Origin of the sequence: Kitasatospora sp. NPDC058170, assembly GCF_042883905.1 — a bacterium.
GTDB lineage: Bacteria > Actinomycetota > Actinomycetes > Streptomycetales > Streptomycetaceae > Kitasatospora.
Genome location: NZ_JBHVUV010000007.1, coordinates 30,831 through 47,371, shown reverse-complemented (window position 1 = coordinate 47,371; position 16,541 = coordinate 30,831). Strand labels below are relative to the sequence as shown.

The window sequence follows — 16,541 nt, the reverse complement described above, 5'->3', positions numbered from 1 at the left end:
ACGCCCGGGATGACGCAGAGGCGCCCCTGCCGTGACTGTACATTCTCATCACTGAGCCGAAACGGCGTCGAAAACCTCATTTGGCGCACCATCTGACGGTCATTCAAATACGGCTGAATCCAGCCCCTCTCCGACGGGGCCTGTCACCCGCCGGCCCCGAAAGTGCACTTCCGCACCATCGCGAGGGAATCCGCCGACCGGCTGGATCAGGCCGGTCGGCCGGTTTGCCCCGCACGGTCGGCCGGTTTGCCCCTCAGGGGCCGGTCATCAGCCCGGCGCGGTAGGCGATCACGACGGCCTGGGCGCGGTCGCGGGCGCCGATCTTGGCCAGGATCCGTTTGATGTGGGTCTTGACGGTGGACTCGGCGAGGAACAGCTCCGCGGCGATCTCGCTGTTGGAAAGGCCCTCGGCGGCCTGCCGCAGGACTTCGCGCTCGCGCTCGGTGAGACGGGCCAGCCGGTGGTCGTCGACCGGACCTGCGGGCGGCCCGGCGGGCGGCGCGGTCGCGGCCAGCCGCTCCATCAGCTCCCGGGTGACCACCGGGTCGAGCAGGGCCTGCCCGGCCGCGAGGGTGTGGACGGCGTCGATCAGGCGCTCGGGGGCGGCCCGCTTGAGCAGGAACCCGGCGGCGCCGGCCCGCACCGCTCCCCAGACGTACTCGTCGTGGTGGAAGGTCGTCAGCACCAGCACCCGGGTCGGGAGTCCGGCGGCGACGACCCGCCGGGTCGCCTCGATCCCGTCGATGCCGGGCATCCGGACGTCCATCAGCAGGACGTCCGGGCGCAGCGTGCGGGCGAGATCCACCGCGCGCAGGCCGTCGGCGGCCTCGCCCACCACCTCGATGCCGTCGTCCGTGCCGAGGACCAGGGCGACCCCGGCCCGCAGGATGGCGTCGTCGTCGGCCAGCAGGACGGTGGTCCGGCGGGAGCCGGTCACCGCAGCGGGAGCAGTGCGCGCAGCTGGAAGCCGCCCCCGTCACCTCCCCCGTGGCGCACCGTGCCGCCGAGCACCGCGACCCGCTCGGCGATGCCCAGCAGCCCGCGGCCGGGGGTGTAGCCGACCGCCGGGCCGAGGCCGTGGTCGCGGACCACGACCTCCAGCCCGCCCCCGCACCGGTCGACCGAGACCTCGGCGGTGGCGGCGCCGCCGTGCTTGACGCTGTTGGTCAGCGCCTCCTGGACGATGCGGTAGGCGGAGCGGTCGACGGTGGCGGGTATCCGCCCGACGGACCGGTCGAGGTGGACGCTCACCTGCACGCCCGCCTGGGCCAGCCGGGCCGCCAGGCGGGGCAGGTCCGCCAGACCGGGCTGCAGGCTCGGGGCCGGGCCCTCGACCGGGTCGGGTGCGGCGGCGCGGCGCAGCAGGCCGAGCACCCGGTCGAGTTCGTCCAGCGCCTCGCGGCCGGTCTGCTCCATCCCGGTGAGCAGTTCCCTCGCCTGCCCCGGATCGCGGTCCAGCGTGCGGCGGGCCGCGCCGGCCTGGACCAGCATGACGTTCACCGAGTGTCCCACCAGGTCGTGCAACTCCCTTGCGATCCGCGCCCGTTCGTCGGCGGCCACCTGGTGGCGCAGGCCCCGGCGGGCGCGGGCGCGCTCCTCCTGGCGCCGCGCGGTGGCGTAGCCGAGCGCCCAGGCGAGCAGCCAGAGGAACAGCACCCCGCCGGGGATCTCCGGCAGGCCGCCGGTGCGGTCCGCGAAGTACCCGGCCATGCCGAGCAGCACCAGGACGGGCCCGGAGCGGGCCCGGGCCCGGGTGGCGTACAGGCCGACCGCGTACAGGCCGATCAGGTTGGCGTAGGGCGAGACCGGGTCGGCCACCAGCCACTGCGCCTCCGCCGCGAGGGCCGCCGAACCGGCCAGGTAGGCGGCCACCGGGGCCCTGCGGCGCAGCGCCAGCACGCCCGCGATCACGGCGGTGAGCAGCAGCGCGGCGGGCATCCGCCCGCCGATCCGCTCGGCGGCGCCGATCCGCTCCGCCGTCATCACCACCAGGAACGCCACGGCCGGCACCCAGTCGACGACCCCCTCGCCGGGGCGTGCCGCCCGGACGGCGGCGGCCGCGCGGCGCACCGCTCCGTCGGCCCGCAGGAGGGGCGGGCGCGGCGGGGCCGGGGAAACGGACGGTCGGCTCATCGGTGCTCCGGTGGGTCGCTCCGGCCGCCGGGCGGTGGCCGCTTCGCACGATAGCGAGGCACTCGGGCGGCCGCATCGTCCCGGTGGGGTACGTCAGCGCACCCCCACGGGGGCGGCCGACCCCCGGGGCGGCAGCGCCGCCGCCCCCCGTCGGGGGACTCCCCCGGCCTGCGCCGCTTCCTACGCTCCGGGCATGAATCCCACCAGCACCGGGGTGCCCCGGCGCCGCCGGGCCGGCTGGCTCGCGGTGACCGTGTCGGCCACCGCGATCGCCCTGCTCGCCGCGCCCTATCTCACCCTCGACCCGGACACCTTCCTGGAGGACCAGCGGGCCACCTACCAGGCCCACCTGCCCGCACTGGTCCTGCACATCGGCGGGGCCGTCACGGCCCTGCTGCTCGGCCCCTGGCAGTTCCTGCCCCGGCTGCGGACCCGCCTCCCGGCGCTGCACCGCTGGACCGGCCGGGTGTACCTGCCCGCCGCCGCGGCGACCGGGGTCGGCGGCCTGCTGCTGGTGCCGGTCGGGCTGTACCCGCCGCTCGCCCCGGCCGGGTTCGCCGTGCTCGCGGTCCTGACGCTGGTGAGCACCGTGACGGCCTTCGCGGTGATCCGGCGCGGCGAGGTGGCCCGGCACCGGATCTGGATGGTCCGCTCCTACGCGTTGATCTTCACCGGGGTGACCTTCCGCCTCTGGCTGATCGTCCTGACCGGCGCCGGGGTCTCCTTCCAGCTCGCCTACGTCACCGGCGCCTGGTCCGGCTGGGTGCTGAACCTGCTGGTCGCCGAGCGCCTGGTCGCCCGGCTGCGCCGGGAGGGCTGACGCTCCCGGCGGCCCGGTCGGCGGGGCCTTACGGCCGGTGGAACCGCACCTCCGGGAACTCCGCCGACGGGCCGTTCAGCAGCGGTGCGTGCGCACCCCGCAGCTGGGTGTCGACGAACGCGTCGACGTAGGCGCGGGTGATGGCGTCGACGCGGTCGCCGTCGGCGGCCTGGAGCGGCGAGCCGAGCTGCTTCGCCAGCGGCGCCAGGTCGGTGAAGGAGAGGTGCTCGGTGCCGTCGACGCTCAGCCAGCGCTTCCACCCGGTCAGCTCGTTCCAGGTCTCGTCCCAGGTCGGATCGGGGCCCGCGGGCACGTGGCTGGGCTTGCCCAGCATCAGGACCGGCCGGTCCAGCGGCGTGTCGTTGGGGAACCGGAAGTTGCCGTCCATGTTCACGGCCGCCTTGACGCGCCCGTCCCCCAGCATCGCCGGGATCGTGCTGAAGCCTCCGGCGGAGTGCCCCACCATGACGACGCGGGTGGTGTCGACCGAGACGCCGGCCTGCTGGGCCGCCGGCCCCGCGGTGAGCTCGTCGAGCACGAAGGAGACGTCCTCGGCGCGGACCGCACCGACCCTGGGGTAGTCCGTGTTCCGGCAGGCCACGCACGAGGTCGTGTGCCCGTCGGGGAAGGAGATGCCGTCGGCCTCATAGTTGTGCCCGATCCCGGCGACGGCGTAGCCCCGGCCGGCGAGTTCCTCGGCGAGCCCGGTCAGGGTCGCCCGCGGCATCCCGAAGCCCGGCGACAGGACGACGAGGGGCAGCCCGCGCCACGTCTTCAGCGGTTTGGCGTCCACCGTCGCATGGGTCGCCACCTTGGTCATCAGGTCCGGGGGCAGCGGCAGTCCGATCGAGGCGACGTACTGCGCGGACTCCTCGGGGGTCATGTAGGGCGCGGGCGTGGCCGACGGGCGCACGGCCGGGTACCAGAGCGAGACCATCAACTCCCGGTCCCCCGAGGGCACCCACGGATCGGCCCGGCCCTCGTCCGTCAGGTGCAGTACGGTCCGGCCGATCGGGAGCTTCCCGGAGGGCTCGGGCAACTGCAGTACGGCCGCGGGCGGTCGGGCCGGCCCGGGGTCGGCCTGCGCCGTCGCGGTGGAGGCGGTTCCCGCCAGGGCCAGGGCGACAACCGCGCCGATCAGTGGTGCACGCCTCATCACGGTCCTTCCGTCGATGCCTCGTCGCGACGGACCGCCGCGAACCGATGCCTGAACACTAGGCATCGTGCGTGCACCGGCCATCAGCCCTCGGACCCGTTCGACGCCGGGCCGTACACCCCCGGGCTGCATCCCCCGGGACTAGGGTCCGCCTCCCTGGACAGCCCGGCCGCCCGGTGGCGCGCCCGGTAGGACCGGGGCGTGGTGCCCGTCTGCCGGGCGAAGTGGTGCCGCAGACTCGCCGGCGAGCCGAACCCGGACAGCGCCGTCACCCGCTCCACCGGTTCGTCGGTGTCCTCCAGCAGCTCGCGGGCCCGCGCCAGCCTCAGCCCCAGCAGGTACTGCGGCGGACTGACCCCGGCCTGCGCGCGGAACCGGCGGTTGAGGCTGCTGACGCTGATCCCGGCGTGCGCGGCGATGTCGGCGGGGGTCAGCGGAAGGTGGAGGCGGGCCTCCAGCCACCGCAGGGTCGGCCCGATCCCCGCGCTGTCCCCGATCTCCCGGTCGATGCCCTCCCGGACCCGGTCGGCGTGCACCAGGAGAGGGGTGAGGAGCTCCCGGGAGGTCTCCCCGGCCACCCGCTCGCCGTGGTCGCGGGCCAGCAGGTGCAGGCAGACGTCCATGCCGCCGAAGATCCCGGCCGCGGTGAGGAAGGGTCCGTCGGCCACGGCCGTACCGGCCGGGTCGACCTCGATCCGGGGGTGGAGCCGGGCCAGCTCCTCGGTGTGGCGCCAGCCCGTCGTGGCCCGCCGGCCGTCCAGCAGACCGGTGGCGGCGAGGGTGAACACCCCCGTCCCCACCGCACCGATCCGGCTCCCCCGGGCGGCGGCGGCCCGCAGGGCGGTGCGTACGGCCGCCGGGGGCTCGCCGCGGTGGCCGTCGTGGCCGGGGAGCAGCACGGTGTCCGCGTCGGCGAGGCCCTCCAGGCCCCAGGGGGCGGTGATCCGGAGCGGGGACGGCGGGCCGTCCCCGCCGGTCGGACCGTCCACGCCGGTCGGACCGGTCGGACCGGGGCCGGCACAGAGCCGCACCTCGTAGGCGACGCCCGGCTGGTCGCGCGCCGCCGTTCCGAACACCAGCCCCGGGGTGGTGAGGTGGTGCCCGGGCACCCCCTCGCGTACGAGAACGGCGATCACCGACATCCCCGAACGGTAGCCGAGACGGGCCACCGGGCTCCCCCTGGCTCCCCCGGGCCTCAGTCGTACCGGTGGATCGTCTTCCAGATCCAGTCCGCGTAGGCGGGCACGCTGGTGTAGAGGCCGGGGCCGGTCGAACAGGTCGGGTCGGTGTCCCCGTCGCCGGAGGTCGCCCCGACCAGCTCCCAGCGCCCGCCCCGGCCCCGCTGGAGCTGCGGGCCGCCGGAGTCCCCGTTGCAGGCCATCGCGCCCGGCACCCGGCTGACCGTGCAGAGCCGGGTGCTTCCCGCCCGTCCGGGGGTGCACTCGCCGTCGGCCCCCCGGCGGGTGTCCAGCTCCTGGAGCCGGCTCGCGAACACCGCGTCGGCGACCGAGGCGATGTCCACGACGCTGCCGAACCCGAGCACCCGGGTCGGCGTACCGGGCCGGCCCGGCCGCGCGGCGATCCGGACGGGCTGCTCGCCGACCGGGCGGTCCAGCCGGACGAGCGCGAGGTCGTCCCGGTTGGCACCGCCCCCGCCCTCGCCCAGCGCGTAGCCGGGGTGGGTCACCGTCCGCTCGATGGCGCGTACGGTGCCGCCGCTGGTCCGCAGCGGGGAGCCGATCCGGACGATCCCGTCCAGCTCCACCCCCACCGCGGGGTCGACGCAGTGACCGGCCGTCAGTACCCACCGCGGGTGGATCAGCGTGGCGCCGCACACCCCGTCGTTCAGTCCCGCCGCGGGGGCCGTCAGCGGGATCGAGGCCATGAACGGGTAGCGCTCCGTGGAGTCCGTCCCGTTGACGACGGCTCCGGCGCCGGTGGTCATGGCCGTGGCGCAGACCGCGGCGGCCAGGGCCACGGTGGCGGTCCGCGCCGCACGGCGGGTCAGGGAACTGGGCTTGGACACGAGGGATCCTCTTCGTTCGAGCGCACGCGGGAGGCGTGCCGGATAGGAGGGGGTCGGCGGCCGGGCGGCTGCTCGCCGCCGTGCCGCGCACCACCCATCCTGGGCACCGGGCCGGACCGGAAAAAGTGGGATCGATGCCACTCTGGGCTAAATTCTGGACATGCCAGTGATCGCCGTCCTCGCCCTCGACGGGGTGCCGGGCCACCAACTCACCACCCCCGGGCTGACCTTCGCCACTGCCGCCCGGCACCACCCCGGGGTCCGGTACGAGCTGCGCTACTGCGCCGCCCCCGGTCTGCGCACCACGGGCTCCCCGGCGCCCTTCCGGATCGACACCCCCTGGGGGCTGGAGGGCCTGGCCGGGGCCGACACCGTGCTGCTGCCCGGCCATGACGGGTTCCGCGAGGAGCCGCCGCCCGGGGTCGCCGACGCGCTGCGGTCCGCCGCGGACGCCGGCAGCCGGATCGGCGCGATCGGTACGGGGACGTTCACCCTGGCCGCCACCGGTCTGCTGGACGGCCGCCGGGCCGCCACCAGCCGCCGGCACACCGGCGAACTGGCGCGGCGCCACCCCCGGATCGAGGTCGACCCGGAGGGTTCGGTGGTGGACGCGGCGCCGTACTTCAGCGCGGCGGGGGTGCTCGGCGGCCTCGACCTCTGCCTGCGGCTGATCACCCTGGACCACGGCACCGCCGTCGCCATCGAGACGGAGCGCCAGGTGTTCCTCCAGCTCCACGAACCCGCGGCCGAGGGCGTCCCCGCCCTCCCCACCGACCGGACCGCCGCCACCGACCGGGCCGGCCGCCGGACCGACCGCGGCCTCGGCCCGACCACCCGGTGGATGGAGGCCCACCTCGACCGCCCGCTGACCCTGGACGACATCGCCGACCACGCCGGGCTCACCGTCCGCGCCCTGACCCGGCACTTCCGGGCCGAGACCGGCCTCACCCCGCTGCAGTACCTGCTGCGCGCCCGGATCCAGCTGGCCCAGCGCCTCCTGGAGCGCGGGGACGACCCGGTGGAGCGCATCGCCGCCCGCACCGGACTGGGCACGCCCGCCAACCTGCGCCACCACTTCCAGCACCACACGGGCACCACCCCCCGCACCTACCGCACCGCCTTCCGCTCCCTGGTCACCACCCTGACCCGGGCCGACGGCAGGCCCGCCGACCAGCCCGCCGACTAGAGACGCACACGGCTGCGCCCCGGACCCGACGGGCCCGGGGCGCAGCGGCCGGCCGGCGGACTACTCGACCGTCACGCTCTTCGCCAGGTTGCGCGGCTTGTCCACGTCCCGCTTGAGCGCCACCGCGGCGTGGTACGCCAGCAGCTGCAGCGGGATGTTGAGCAGCAGCGGGTCCAGCTCCGGCTCGCTCTTGGGGACGAGGATGCAGTGGTCGGCGAGCTTCGCCTCGGGGCGGCGGTGGGCGATCGCGACGACCCGGCCGGAGCGGGCCTTGATCTCGCCGAGGGTGGTGAGGTTCTTGTCGAGCAGCTCGTCGTCCGGCACCAGGGCGACGGTCGGCAGCTCGGGGCTGATCAGCGCCAGCGGGCCGTGCTTCAGCTCGCTCGCGGGGTACGCCTCGGCGTGGACGTAGGAGATCTCCTTGAGCTTCTGCGCGCCCTCGCGGGCCACGGGGTAGCCGCGCACCCGGCCGATGAACATCATGCCCTCGGAGTCGGCGTACCCGGCGGCGAGCTCGGCGATGGCCTCGCTCTGGTCGAGGATCTCCCGGATCTGGCCGGGCAGCGCCTTCAGGCCGGCCACGATCCGGCGGCCGTCGGCGGGCGAGAGGTCGTGGATGCGGCCGAAGTGCAGGGCGAGCAGCGCGAAGGCGACCACGGTGGAGGTGAAGGCCTTGGTCGAGGCCACCGAGATCTCCGGGCCGGCGTGCAGGTAGATCCCGCCGTCGCACTCGCGGGCGATGGCGCTGCCGACGGTGTTGACCACGCCCAGCACCCGCCCGCCCTTGCGCTTGATCTCCTGGACGGCGGCGAGCGTGTCGTAGGTCTCGCCGGACTGGCTGACCGCGACGTAGAGGGTGTCGGCCTCGATCACCGGGTTGCGGTAGCGGAACTCGGAGGCGGGCTCGCTGTGCGCGGGGATCCGGGCCAGCTCCTCGATCAGCTGGGCGCCCATCTCGCCGGCGTAGTAGGCGGAGCCGCAGCCGAGGATCTTCACCCGGCGGATCTCGCGCAGCTCGCGGGCGTCCAGGTTGAGGCCGCCGAGGTGCGCGGTGGCGAAGCGCTCGTCGAGCCGGCCGCTGAGGGTGCGCTCGACCGAGCCGGGCTGCTCGTGGATCTCCTTGAGCAGGTAGTGCTCGTAGCCGCCGGTGTCGTAGGAGTCGATCTCCCAGTCCACGGTGGAGGGCTGGCGGTGGGTGGTGCGGGCGTCCTCGGTGAAGGTGCGGAAGCCGTCGGCGCGGACGGTGGCCAGCTCGCCGTCCTCCAGGTGGACGACCTGGCGGGTGTAGCGGACCAGCGCGGAGACGTCGGAGGCGGCGAACATCTCCTTCTCGCCGATGCCGAGCACGATCGGGCTGCCGTTGCGGGCGACCACGATCCGGTCGGGCTGCTCGGCGTCGACCACCGCGATGCCGTAGGTGCCGACGACCTTGCCGAGCGCGGCGCGCACGGCGTCCTCCAGTTCGGCGCCCTCCGCGGCGTGCGCGGCGATCAGGTGGGCCAGCACCTCGGTGTCGGTCTCGGAGCGGAAGACGGCGCCGTCGGCGGCCAGCTTGGCGCGCAGCTCGTCGGCGTTCTCGATGATGCCGTTGTGGACGACGGCGATCCTCCCCCCGCCTTCGGCCGGGGGCACCCCCATGGCGCCGTCCAGGTGCGGGTGGGCGTTGGCGTCGCTGGGCACGCCGTGGGTGGCCCAGCGGGTGTGGCCGATGCCGGTGGTGCCCTTGAAGCGGGCCGGCACGACGGCGGCGAGGTCGGCCACCCGGCCCTTGACCTTGCGGACCTTCAGGCCTCCGGTGCGGCCGGTGACGGCGACACCGGCCGAGTCGTAGCCGCGGTACTCCAGCCGGGCCAGTCCCTCCAGCAGGAAGGGGGTCGCATCCTTGGGGCCGATGTAGGCCACGATTCCGCACATCTGGGTGGACTCCTTGGGAAGTAGGGGGACGGCGGCGCTCGGCGGTGGGGCGGCGCTCAGCCGTAGACGATCCGGCGCAGCTGGCGGGCCGAGAGTTCGGGTGCCGCGACCCGCCGGGAGGGCAGTTCCTCGGCGAGCCGGGCGAAGATCCGCTCGTTGGTCAGACCGCGCGCCTGCAGCTCACCGTGGCGGCGCCGGACGTACTCCTCGGTGCTCTCGGAGAAGTAGGCCAGGACCTCCGCCACGACCCGCGCCGCCTCCCGGGGCCCGAGCGGGCTGGTCCGGGTGAGGTGGGCGAGGAGGTCTTCGTGAGGGTGCGGTGAGCTGGACACGAGAGGGGAGCCTAGGCCGGAGCGCGCGCGAGATCAAAGATCCTGCCCGAATTCGGGCAGAGATCGAGACTTTCGGCGGATCCGGCCCGTCGGAGGGTGCGGCCGACACGCCGCAGCGGGGGCGCGGCCGCATCCACACGCCCTTGTAGGGCACCCCTTCGCAACGTAGCGTGATTCTCCGCATACGCATCGGAGATACGTATCGGAAGACCGGAGGCTTGCTGATGTGCGGGATCACCGGATGGGTCGCCTTCGACCGCGACCTCACCGCCGAACGTGCGGTGCTCGACGCGATGACGGCCACCCAGCTCTGCCGCGGCCCGGACGCCGGCGGCAGCCACCTGGAGCGGCACGCCGCGCTGGGCCACCGCCGCCTCGCCGTGATCGACCCCGAGGGCGGCGCCCAGCCGATGACGGTCGAGCACGACGGCCGGGTACTGGCCGCCCTGACCTACAGCGGCGAGGTCTACAACCACCGCGAACTGCGGGCCGAGCTGGAGGCGCTCGGCCACCGCTTCCGCACCCGCAGCGACACCGAGGTGGTGCTGCACGCCTACCTGGAGTGGGGCGAGGCGCTGGCCGAGCGGCTCAACGGCATGTTCGCCTTCGCGATCTGGGACACCCGGACCGAGGAGCTGCTGCTGGTCCGCGACCGGATGGGCGTCAAGCCGCTGCACTACCACCCCACCCCGCACGGCGTGATCTTCGGCTCCGAGGTGAAGGCCGTGCTCGCCCACCCCGCCGTACGGCCGGTGGTGGACCTGGACGGGCTGCGCGAGATGTTCGCCGTCACCAAGTCGCCGGGGCGGTCGGTCTACCGCGGCATCGCCGAGGTGCGGCCCGGCCACGTGGTGCGGGTGCGCCGCGAGGGCATCACCGTCCGCCGTTACTGGGCGCTGGAGGCCCGCGAGCACACCCACAACCTGGACTCCACGGTCGCCACCGTCCGCGCACTGCTCGACGACATCGTCCACCGCCAGCTGGAGGCGGACGTACCGCTCTGCTCGCTGCTCTCCGGCGGCCTGGACTCCAGCGCCGTCACCGCGCTCGCCGCCAAGGCGCTGCGCGCGGCCGGGGCCGGCCCGGTGCGCTCCTTCGCGGTCGACTTCACCGGCCAGAGCGAGCACTTCCGGCCCGACGAGGTCCGCGCGACCCCGGACGGCCCGTACGCCCGGATGCTGGCCCGGCACGTCGGCGCCGACCACAGCGTCATCGAGCTGGACAGCGCCGCGCTGACCGATCCGGCGCAGCGCGCCGCCGTGCTGCGGGCCCGGGACATGCCGGGCGGCTTCGGCGACATGGACACCTCGCTGCTGCTGCTCTTCCGGGGCGTGCGCGAGAAGTCCACGGTGGCGCTGTCCGGCGAGTCCGCCGACGAGCTGTTCGGCGGCTACCGCTGGTTCCACGACCCGCGGCTGGTCGCCCTCGACGACTTCCCCTGGGTGGGCGCGGTGACCCAGCTCGGCGGGACGGGCGCCGGACCGCGCGAGCAGCTGCTGGACCGGGGGCTGACCGCCAAGCTCGACGTGCACGAGTACCGCCGGGCCCGCTACCGGGAGGCGCTGACCGAAGTCCCGCACCTGCCGGACGCCGACCCGGTGGAGCGGCGGATGCGCGAGATCTCCTACCTCAACCTGACCCGCTTCGTCTGCATCCTGCTGGACCGCAAGGACCGGATGAGCATGGCCAACGGGCTGGAGGTGCGGGTGCCGTTCTGCGACCACCGCCTGGTGCAGTACGTCTTCAACACGCCCTGGGCGATGAAGAGCTTCGACGGGCGGGAGAAGAGCCTGCTGCGCGCCGCCGTCCGGGACGTGCTGCCGGACGAGATCGCCGACCGGGTGAAGAGCCCGTACCCCGTCGTCCAGGACCCGGACTACCCGGCACTGCTGCGGGCCGAGCTCGCCGAGCTGGCCACCGACCCCGGCGCCCCCGTCCTCGGCCTGCTGGACCGCCGGGCGCTGACCGACGCGCTCGCCCCGGACACCGACCCGCAGTCCGTGCGGCTCGGCGTCGACCTGGCGCTGGACCTCAACGCCTGGCTGACGGAGTACCAGGTCTCCCTGGAACTCTGATCCGGCCCGGCGAACCCGCGGGGCACCGACGCCCTGAGCCGCCCTGAGCCGCTCTGAGCCGCCCTGAGCCGCTCTGAGCCGCTCTGAGCCGCCCTGAGCCGCCCTGAGCCGCTCTGAGCCCCGCTGAATTACCGTCACCCCGTACGGCGCGGCGCCGTACGGGGCGGCGGCCCGGCCCCGGGTACGCCGTACGGGTGGTGACCCTCGGCCATCCCGCTTCGTTGAGCGGGTACGACGTGCGATAGCGTCGCCGACACCTCCCTAATGGCGGCCGAAAACGCGGTTTCCCACCCCCGTGCCGTCAGGATGGGGAGCGAACCGTCCGTCTCGATCCGCCGGGGGATCCCGTCATGCAACCGCGAGTGTTCGCGATTCTCACCGCCCTCCTGCTGGGGGTCCTGGGCCTGGGGTCGGTGGCCGTCACCGACTGGACGCCCGCGACGAGCGCCTCCGCGGCCACCGCGACCGTGCCCGGTGCGTCCGGCGCGGGCGCACCGCCGGCCGGCGCCGCGGCGGCGACCGGAGCCCAGCCCGCGAGCGCGACCCCGACGGGCGACCCCGCGGTGTGGACCCGCTCGACGCTGCGCAACAAGCTGATGGCCGAGATGGAGGCGACCGACCCCGGTGTCGCGCTGGCCGACCTCGACAAGATCACCAAGCAGCTGCCGTACACCGTCCGGTTCTGCCACCCGATCGCGCACGAGCTCGGGCACGCGGCGGTGAAGCGCTTCAACGCGGACTTCCAGAAGGTCATCTCCTTCCCGCACGAGACCTGTGCGGCCGGCTACCTGCACGGCGCGGTCGAGGAGATGCTGAACGCCTCCCCGCAGCCCGAGACGGACCTGCTGAAGCTGTGCGCGCCCACCAACACCGGCCCGTGCATCCACGGCGTGGGCCACGGCACCATGTTCGTCGCCAAGCAGGACGTCGCCGCGGCCCGGGCGCTGTGCAACAAGTTCCCGACCGACCAGAACCGGATCCGCTGCTCCGAGGGCCTGTTCATGCAGCTCTTCGGACCGGACGAGGAGGACGAGAAGGCCAAGGCGAACCTGCCCGCCGACAAGCTCGCCCAGGACCCGCTGTACCCGTGCAAGGAGCAGCCGGCGCTGTTCCAGTCCGCCTGCTTCTTCTACGCGCCGACCTTCTACCTCTCCTCGCACGACTACCCGAACCACCCCGAGGTCTACGCCGAGGCACTGAAGTGGTGCCTGAACGGCAAGGCGAGCGGCGGGGCCGTGGACTGCAGCCGGGGCGTCGGGTCGCGCACCATGAAGTACAACCTGGACCGCGAGGACTGGGCCGCCCAGCAGTGCGCGACGGCCGCCGACGGCTGGCAGCGCAAGGCCTGCGCCGAGGGACTGGTCAGCTACTACACGGTCAACTACACCGACGGCGGTGCGGCCGGCCGGCTCTGCGCCAAGATCACCAACAAGGAGATGCAGGGCTACTGCCGCTCCGCGAGCGGGCTCTCCGCCTCGCTCGACTGACACCCCCGTCACAGGGATTCCGACACTCCCCGCCGACGTCCTCGTCGCACCGAGGGGCCCGCGCCGCACGGCGCGGGCCCCTTTCCGTAGGATCAGGCCTGATCAGGTGCGCCGAGGACGCCGCGCCACGAGGCCTCCCCCACCCGCTGGAGCACCCCGTGACCTCAGAGGACTTCCGCGCCGCCGCGCACACCGCCGCCGACCTCGTCAGCGACTACCTCGCCGAGCTGCCCGCCCGCCCGGTCTGGCAGCCGATGGACGACACCGCCCGGCAGGCCCTGCTGGACGCTCCGCTGCCGAAGGACGGCCGCCCGCTCACCGAGCTGCTGGCCGCGATCGAGCGGGACGTCCTGCCGTACCCGATGGGCAACGGCAACCCGCGCTTCTTCGGCTGGGTGAACTCCGCGCCGGCCCCCGCCGGGGTCCTGGCCACCCTCGCCGCCTCCGCGATAAACCCCAGCTCGGCCGGCGGCGACCACGCCGACGTCCACCTGGAGCGGGCCGTGGTCCGCTGGATCGCCGAGCTGGTGGGCTTCCCGCACCCGGCGGGCGGCGGGCTGCTCACCTCCGGCACCTCGATGGCGACCATCGTCTGCCTGGCCGCCGCCCGCAACCGCGCCGCCCGGCTGGCCGGCCACGACATCCGCGAGGACGGCCTCGCGGGCCTGCCCCCGCTGGTCGGCTACGTCACCGGGGAGACCCACTCCTGCGTGCGCAAGGCCGCCGAGCTGCTGGGCCTCGGCAGCAGGCACCTGCGCACCGTCGCCACCGGCCCGGACGGCCTGCTCGACCCCGCCGCGCTGCGCACCGCGATCGAGCGCGACCGCGCCGCCGGGCTGCTGCCCTTCCTGGTGGTCGCCTCCGCCGGCACGGTCGGCACCGGCGCCGTGGACGCCTTCGGACCGATCGCCGACCTCTGCGCCGAGCAGCGCCTGTGGCTGCACGTCGACGGCGCGTACGGGGCCTTCGGCGTGCTGGACCCGCTGATCGCGCACCGCTACGCCGGGCTGGAGCGCGCCGACTCGCTCGCCCTGGACCCGCACAAGTGGCTGGGCGTGCCGGTGGACTGCGGCTGCGCCCTGGTGCGCGACACCGAGGAACTGCGCGGCACCTTCAGCCTGGTGCCGTCGTACCTGCGCGACGAGGCGGCCGGCGCGCTCGGCTGGTTCTCCGAGTACGGCACCGAGCAGACCCGGCCGTTCCGCGCGCTGAAGGTCTGGGCCACCATCGCCCACCGGGGCCGCGACGGCCTCGCCCGGGACATCGCCCGGTGCACCGCACTCGCCCGCCGGCTCGGCGAACTGGTCGAGGCGGACGAGGAGTTGGAGCTGCTGGCGGAGGTGCAGACCTCGATCGTCGCGTTCCGCCACCGTGCCACCGGGCCGGGCCGACCGGCCGGAGCCGACGGAATCGAGGAACCCGGTGGACCCGGCGAGGCCGACGAGGCCGAGGAGGCCGCCGCGGACGCGCTCAACCGGGAGCTCCCGGTGGCGGTCCAGCGGCGCGGGCGGGTCTTCGTCACCGGGGCACGGCTGGCCGGCCGGGAGATTCTGCGGGCCTGTCTGCTCAACGCCGACACCACCGAGGCGGACCTGGAACTGCTGGTGGCCGAGGTGAAGGCGGCGGCCCGCGAGCTGCGGCAGGCCCCTTAGCGTCGGCTGCGAGCGCAATCGCAACCCGGGCCCGGAGACATTAACCGACAGGTCACGGAGGATTCGTGATCGTGAAACACCGAAGCGGCAGATTGATGCCATGGAGCACATGGAGCAGCTGACCACGACCGAGGCCCCGACGACCCCGACCCCGGCCCCCTCCCGTGCCCAGCGGCGCGGCGCCAGAACCCATCGCTGGCGCCGCGACACCGTCGAACTCGCGGCGGTCTTCCTCTCCGTGACCGCCGCCGACCTGGTCGCCACGACGGTGGTGCACGGCCCGGCCGGCCCGGTGGTGCTCGCCGCCTCGGCGCTCGCCCTGATCGCCACGGCGCTCTTCCACAGCTGGTGGTCACACCGCCACCACCTGCACGGACCCCCGGGCCCGGACGCCCCCGCGGCCCCGCCCGCACCCGAGCCGAAGGACCCGCTGCACGACTTCGCGCAGACCGCCCTCTGGCGGGTGCGGACCACCGTGCAGGACTCCCCCGGCAGCCTGGCCCGGGTGTGCACGGCCTTCGCCGAGCGGCAGGTCAACATCGTCTCGATGCAGTCGCACCCGCTGCCGAACGGCACCGTCGACGAGTTCTTCGTCCGGGCCCCGCAGTCCCTCACCCGCGCCGACCTGGCCGCGCTGGTGGCGACCGCCGGCGGGCACGACATCTGGACCGACCCGGCCGACGCGCACGACCTGGTGGACGTGCCGACCCACGTCCTCGCGCTGGCCACCCGCACCGCGCTGGACGCCGCCGAGCTGCCGGTCGCGCTGCGCCAGCTGTTCGGGCAGTGCACCATCCGGCAGTACCCGGGCGCGGGCCGGCGCGGACCCGCCGGGGTGGACGGGCACGTGATGCGGCTGCCCGTGCCGTCCGGGGACCTCATCGAGCTCACCCGCCCGCACCTGCCCTTCACCCCGACCGAGTTCGCCCGGGCGCAGGCCCTGGTCGAGCTGGACACCCTGCTCGGCCCCCGGGTGCCGGACGTCCGGGCCCGGCTGACCCTGCCCGCCGGTGCGGACCTCACCGTGCGGCGGGCCGACGCGGACGACAAGCGGGCGGCGCTGGCCATGCACGGGCGCTGCACCCCGGAGACCCTGCGCAAGCGCTACCACGGCCCGGTCCGGGACGCCGACCGCTACCTCGACCACCTGCTGGACGCCCGGCACGGCCAGGCGCTGGCCGTCGAGGCCGCCGACGGGCGGATCGTCGCCCTCGGGCACCTGATGTGGGACGACGACAGCGCCGAGGTCGCGGTGCTGGTCGAGGACGCCTGGCAGCGGCGCGGGCTCGGCCTGGACCTGATGCGGCGGATGTCCGCGCTGGCGCTGGAGGCCGGGGTGGAGACGGTGTACGCGATCACCCACGCCTCCAACACCGGGCTGATCTCCACCATGCGCAGGCTGGGTGCGCCGCTGGACTACCAGGTCGAGGACGGCACCCTGGTGATCACCGCCCACCTGGCGGAGGCCGCCGAGGAGCTGCCCGTCCCCTGGCCGACCCGGCCCGGCCGGTAGCGGACCCTTCACAACACCCTCACCAGGGCCGGACGGCGACCCCGCCGTCCGGCCCGCGGTGTCGCAACCGGCCCGGGCCCGGCGGCGTCCCCCGCTGTGGGCGACCCGTCCGTACACCGCCGCCCTGATCTCGTGTCAGGGCCCCCGTCGGCACGCCGCCGGGCCCGTCGCAGCAGGCGGCACAGGGTCCGGAGGGTCGAGCCGGGCGACGGAGTCGGTAGGCTGGCCCCGTCCCCGCCGCCCGACG

The 16,541-nt window shown here is 74.6% G+C and carries 13 protein-coding genes; 6 read left to right on the top strand and 7 right to left on the bottom strand.

Features of this window, described 5'->3' with window-relative positions; all coding sequences use genetic code 11:
- Window positions 1-253 precede the first annotated feature (253 nt).
- Entirely contained in the window at window positions 254-937 is a 684-nt protein-coding gene (locus tag ACFVVX_RS10105) for a response regulator (protein WP_387943485.1), read from the bottom strand.
- Window positions 934-2,133 (bottom strand): sensor histidine kinase, encoded by a 1,200-nt coding sequence (locus ACFVVX_RS10100; protein ID WP_387943483.1) that lies wholly within the window; start codon window positions 2,131-2,133, stop codon window positions 934-936. The genes ACFVVX_RS10105 and ACFVVX_RS10100 overlap by 4 nt, the downstream gene beginning before the upstream one ends.
- Before the next feature lie 193 nt (window positions 2,134-2,326).
- Here ACFVVX_RS10100 and ACFVVX_RS10095 point away from each other — a divergent pair, with 193 nt between their 5' ends.
- Window positions 2,327-2,953: a DUF2306 domain-containing protein gene (locus ACFVVX_RS10095; RefSeq protein ID WP_387943481.1), complete on the top strand. Its 627-nt coding sequence runs from the start codon at window positions 2,327-2,329 to the stop codon at window positions 2,951-2,953.
- Window positions 2,954-2,981: 28 nt separating this feature from the next.
- Here the strand turns inward: ACFVVX_RS10095 and ACFVVX_RS10090 are convergent, their stop codons facing one another.
- From ACFVVX_RS10090 to ACFVVX_RS10080, 3 genes are all read right to left on the bottom strand, one after another.
- The gene (locus ACFVVX_RS10090) at window positions 2,982-4,109 is read right to left on the bottom strand and encodes an alpha/beta hydrolase family protein (RefSeq protein WP_387943479.1); all 1,128 of its coding nucleotides are present in this window, start codon (window positions 4,107-4,109) and stop codon (window positions 2,982-2,984) included.
- A gap of 83 nt (window positions 4,110-4,192) precedes the next feature.
- A complete protein-coding gene (locus ACFVVX_RS10085; RefSeq protein ID WP_387943477.1) occupies window positions 4,193-5,251 on the bottom strand; it encodes a GlxA family transcriptional regulator in 1,059 nt (352 codons plus the stop codon).
- A gap of 53 nt (window positions 5,252-5,304) precedes the next feature.
- Window positions 5,305-6,135, bottom strand: coding sequence for a S1 family peptidase (locus ACFVVX_RS10080; RefSeq protein WP_387943475.1), 831 nt, complete (start codon window positions 6,133-6,135; stop codon window positions 5,305-5,307).
- 160 nt (window positions 6,136-6,295) lie between these two features.
- On the opposite strand from ACFVVX_RS10080, the gene ACFVVX_RS10075 reads away from it, so the two are divergent.
- A complete protein-coding gene (locus tag ACFVVX_RS10075) occupies window positions 6,296-7,321 on the top strand; it encodes a GlxA family transcriptional regulator (protein WP_387943473.1) in 1,026 nt (341 codons plus the stop codon).
- Window positions 7,322-7,381: 60 nt separating this feature from the next.
- Here the strand turns inward: ACFVVX_RS10075 and glmS are convergent, their stop codons facing one another.
- Together glmS and ACFVVX_RS10065 are read right to left on the bottom strand one after the other, a co-directional pair.
- Window positions 7,382-9,235: a glutamine--fructose-6-phosphate transaminase (isomerizing) gene (gene glmS / locus ACFVVX_RS10070; protein ID WP_387943471.1), complete on the bottom strand. Its 1,854-nt coding sequence runs from the start codon at window positions 9,233-9,235 to the stop codon at window positions 7,382-7,384.
- Window positions 9,236-9,291: 56 nt separating this feature from the next.
- Window positions 9,292-9,567: a hypothetical protein gene (locus ACFVVX_RS10065; protein ID WP_387943469.1), complete on the bottom strand. Its 276-nt coding sequence runs from the start codon at window positions 9,565-9,567 to the stop codon at window positions 9,292-9,294.
- A gap of 224 nt (window positions 9,568-9,791) precedes the next feature.
- On the opposite strand from ACFVVX_RS10065, the gene asnB reads away from it, so the two are divergent.
- From asnB to ACFVVX_RS10045, 4 genes are all read left to right on the top strand, one after another.
- On the top strand, window positions 9,792-11,642 hold the full coding sequence (asnB, locus tag ACFVVX_RS10060; RefSeq protein WP_387943467.1) for an asparagine synthase (glutamine-hydrolyzing): 1,851 nt from the start codon (window positions 9,792-9,794) through the stop codon (window positions 11,640-11,642).
- Between the two features lie 350 nt (window positions 11,643-11,992).
- The gene (locus ACFVVX_RS10055; RefSeq protein ID WP_387943466.1) at window positions 11,993-13,129 is read left to right on the top strand and encodes a hypothetical protein; all 1,137 of its coding nucleotides are present in this window, start codon (window positions 11,993-11,995) and stop codon (window positions 13,127-13,129) included.
- Window positions 13,130-13,287: 158 nt separating this feature from the next.
- Entirely contained in the window at window positions 13,288-14,781 is a 1,494-nt protein-coding gene (locus ACFVVX_RS10050) for a pyridoxal phosphate-dependent decarboxylase family protein (RefSeq protein WP_387943464.1), read from the top strand.
- Window positions 14,782-14,890: 109 nt separating this feature from the next.
- Window positions 14,891-16,294, top strand: a complete 1,404-nt coding sequence (locus ACFVVX_RS10045; protein WP_387943789.1) for a GNAT family N-acetyltransferase — start codon at window positions 14,891-14,893, stop codon at window positions 16,292-16,294.
- The last annotated feature ends 247 nt before the right edge of the window (window positions 16,295-16,541 follow it).

Coding starts and splice junctions, on each gene's coding strand:
- ACFVVX_RS10045 (WP_387943789.1), top strand. CDS start 14,891: ATGGAGCAGCTGACCACGACCGAGGCCCCGACGACCCCGACCCCGGCC.
- ACFVVX_RS10085 (WP_387943477.1), bottom strand. CDS start 5,251: ATGTCGGTGATCGCCGTTCTCGTACGCGAGGGGGTGCCCGGGCACCAC.
- ACFVVX_RS10090 (WP_387943479.1), bottom strand. CDS start 4,109: ATGAGGCGTGCACCACTGATCGGCGCGGTTGTCGCCCTGGCCCTGGCG.
- glmS (WP_387943471.1), bottom strand. CDS start 9,235: ATGTGCGGAATCGTGGCCTACATCGGCCCCAAGGATGCGACCCCCTTC.
- ACFVVX_RS10055 (WP_387943466.1), top strand. CDS start 11,993: ATGCAACCGCGAGTGTTCGCGATTCTCACCGCCCTCCTGCTGGGGGTC.
- ACFVVX_RS10075 (WP_387943473.1), top strand. CDS start 6,296: ATGCCAGTGATCGCCGTCCTCGCCCTCGACGGGGTGCCGGGCCACCAA.
- asnB (WP_387943467.1), top strand. CDS start 9,792: ATGTGCGGGATCACCGGATGGGTCGCCTTCGACCGCGACCTCACCGCC.
- ACFVVX_RS10095 (WP_387943481.1), top strand. CDS start 2,327: ATGAATCCCACCAGCACCGGGGTGCCCCGGCGCCGCCGGGCCGGCTGG.
- ACFVVX_RS10100 (WP_387943483.1), bottom strand. CDS start 2,133: ATGAGCCGACCGTCCGTTTCCCCGGCCCCGCCGCGCCCGCCCCTCCTG.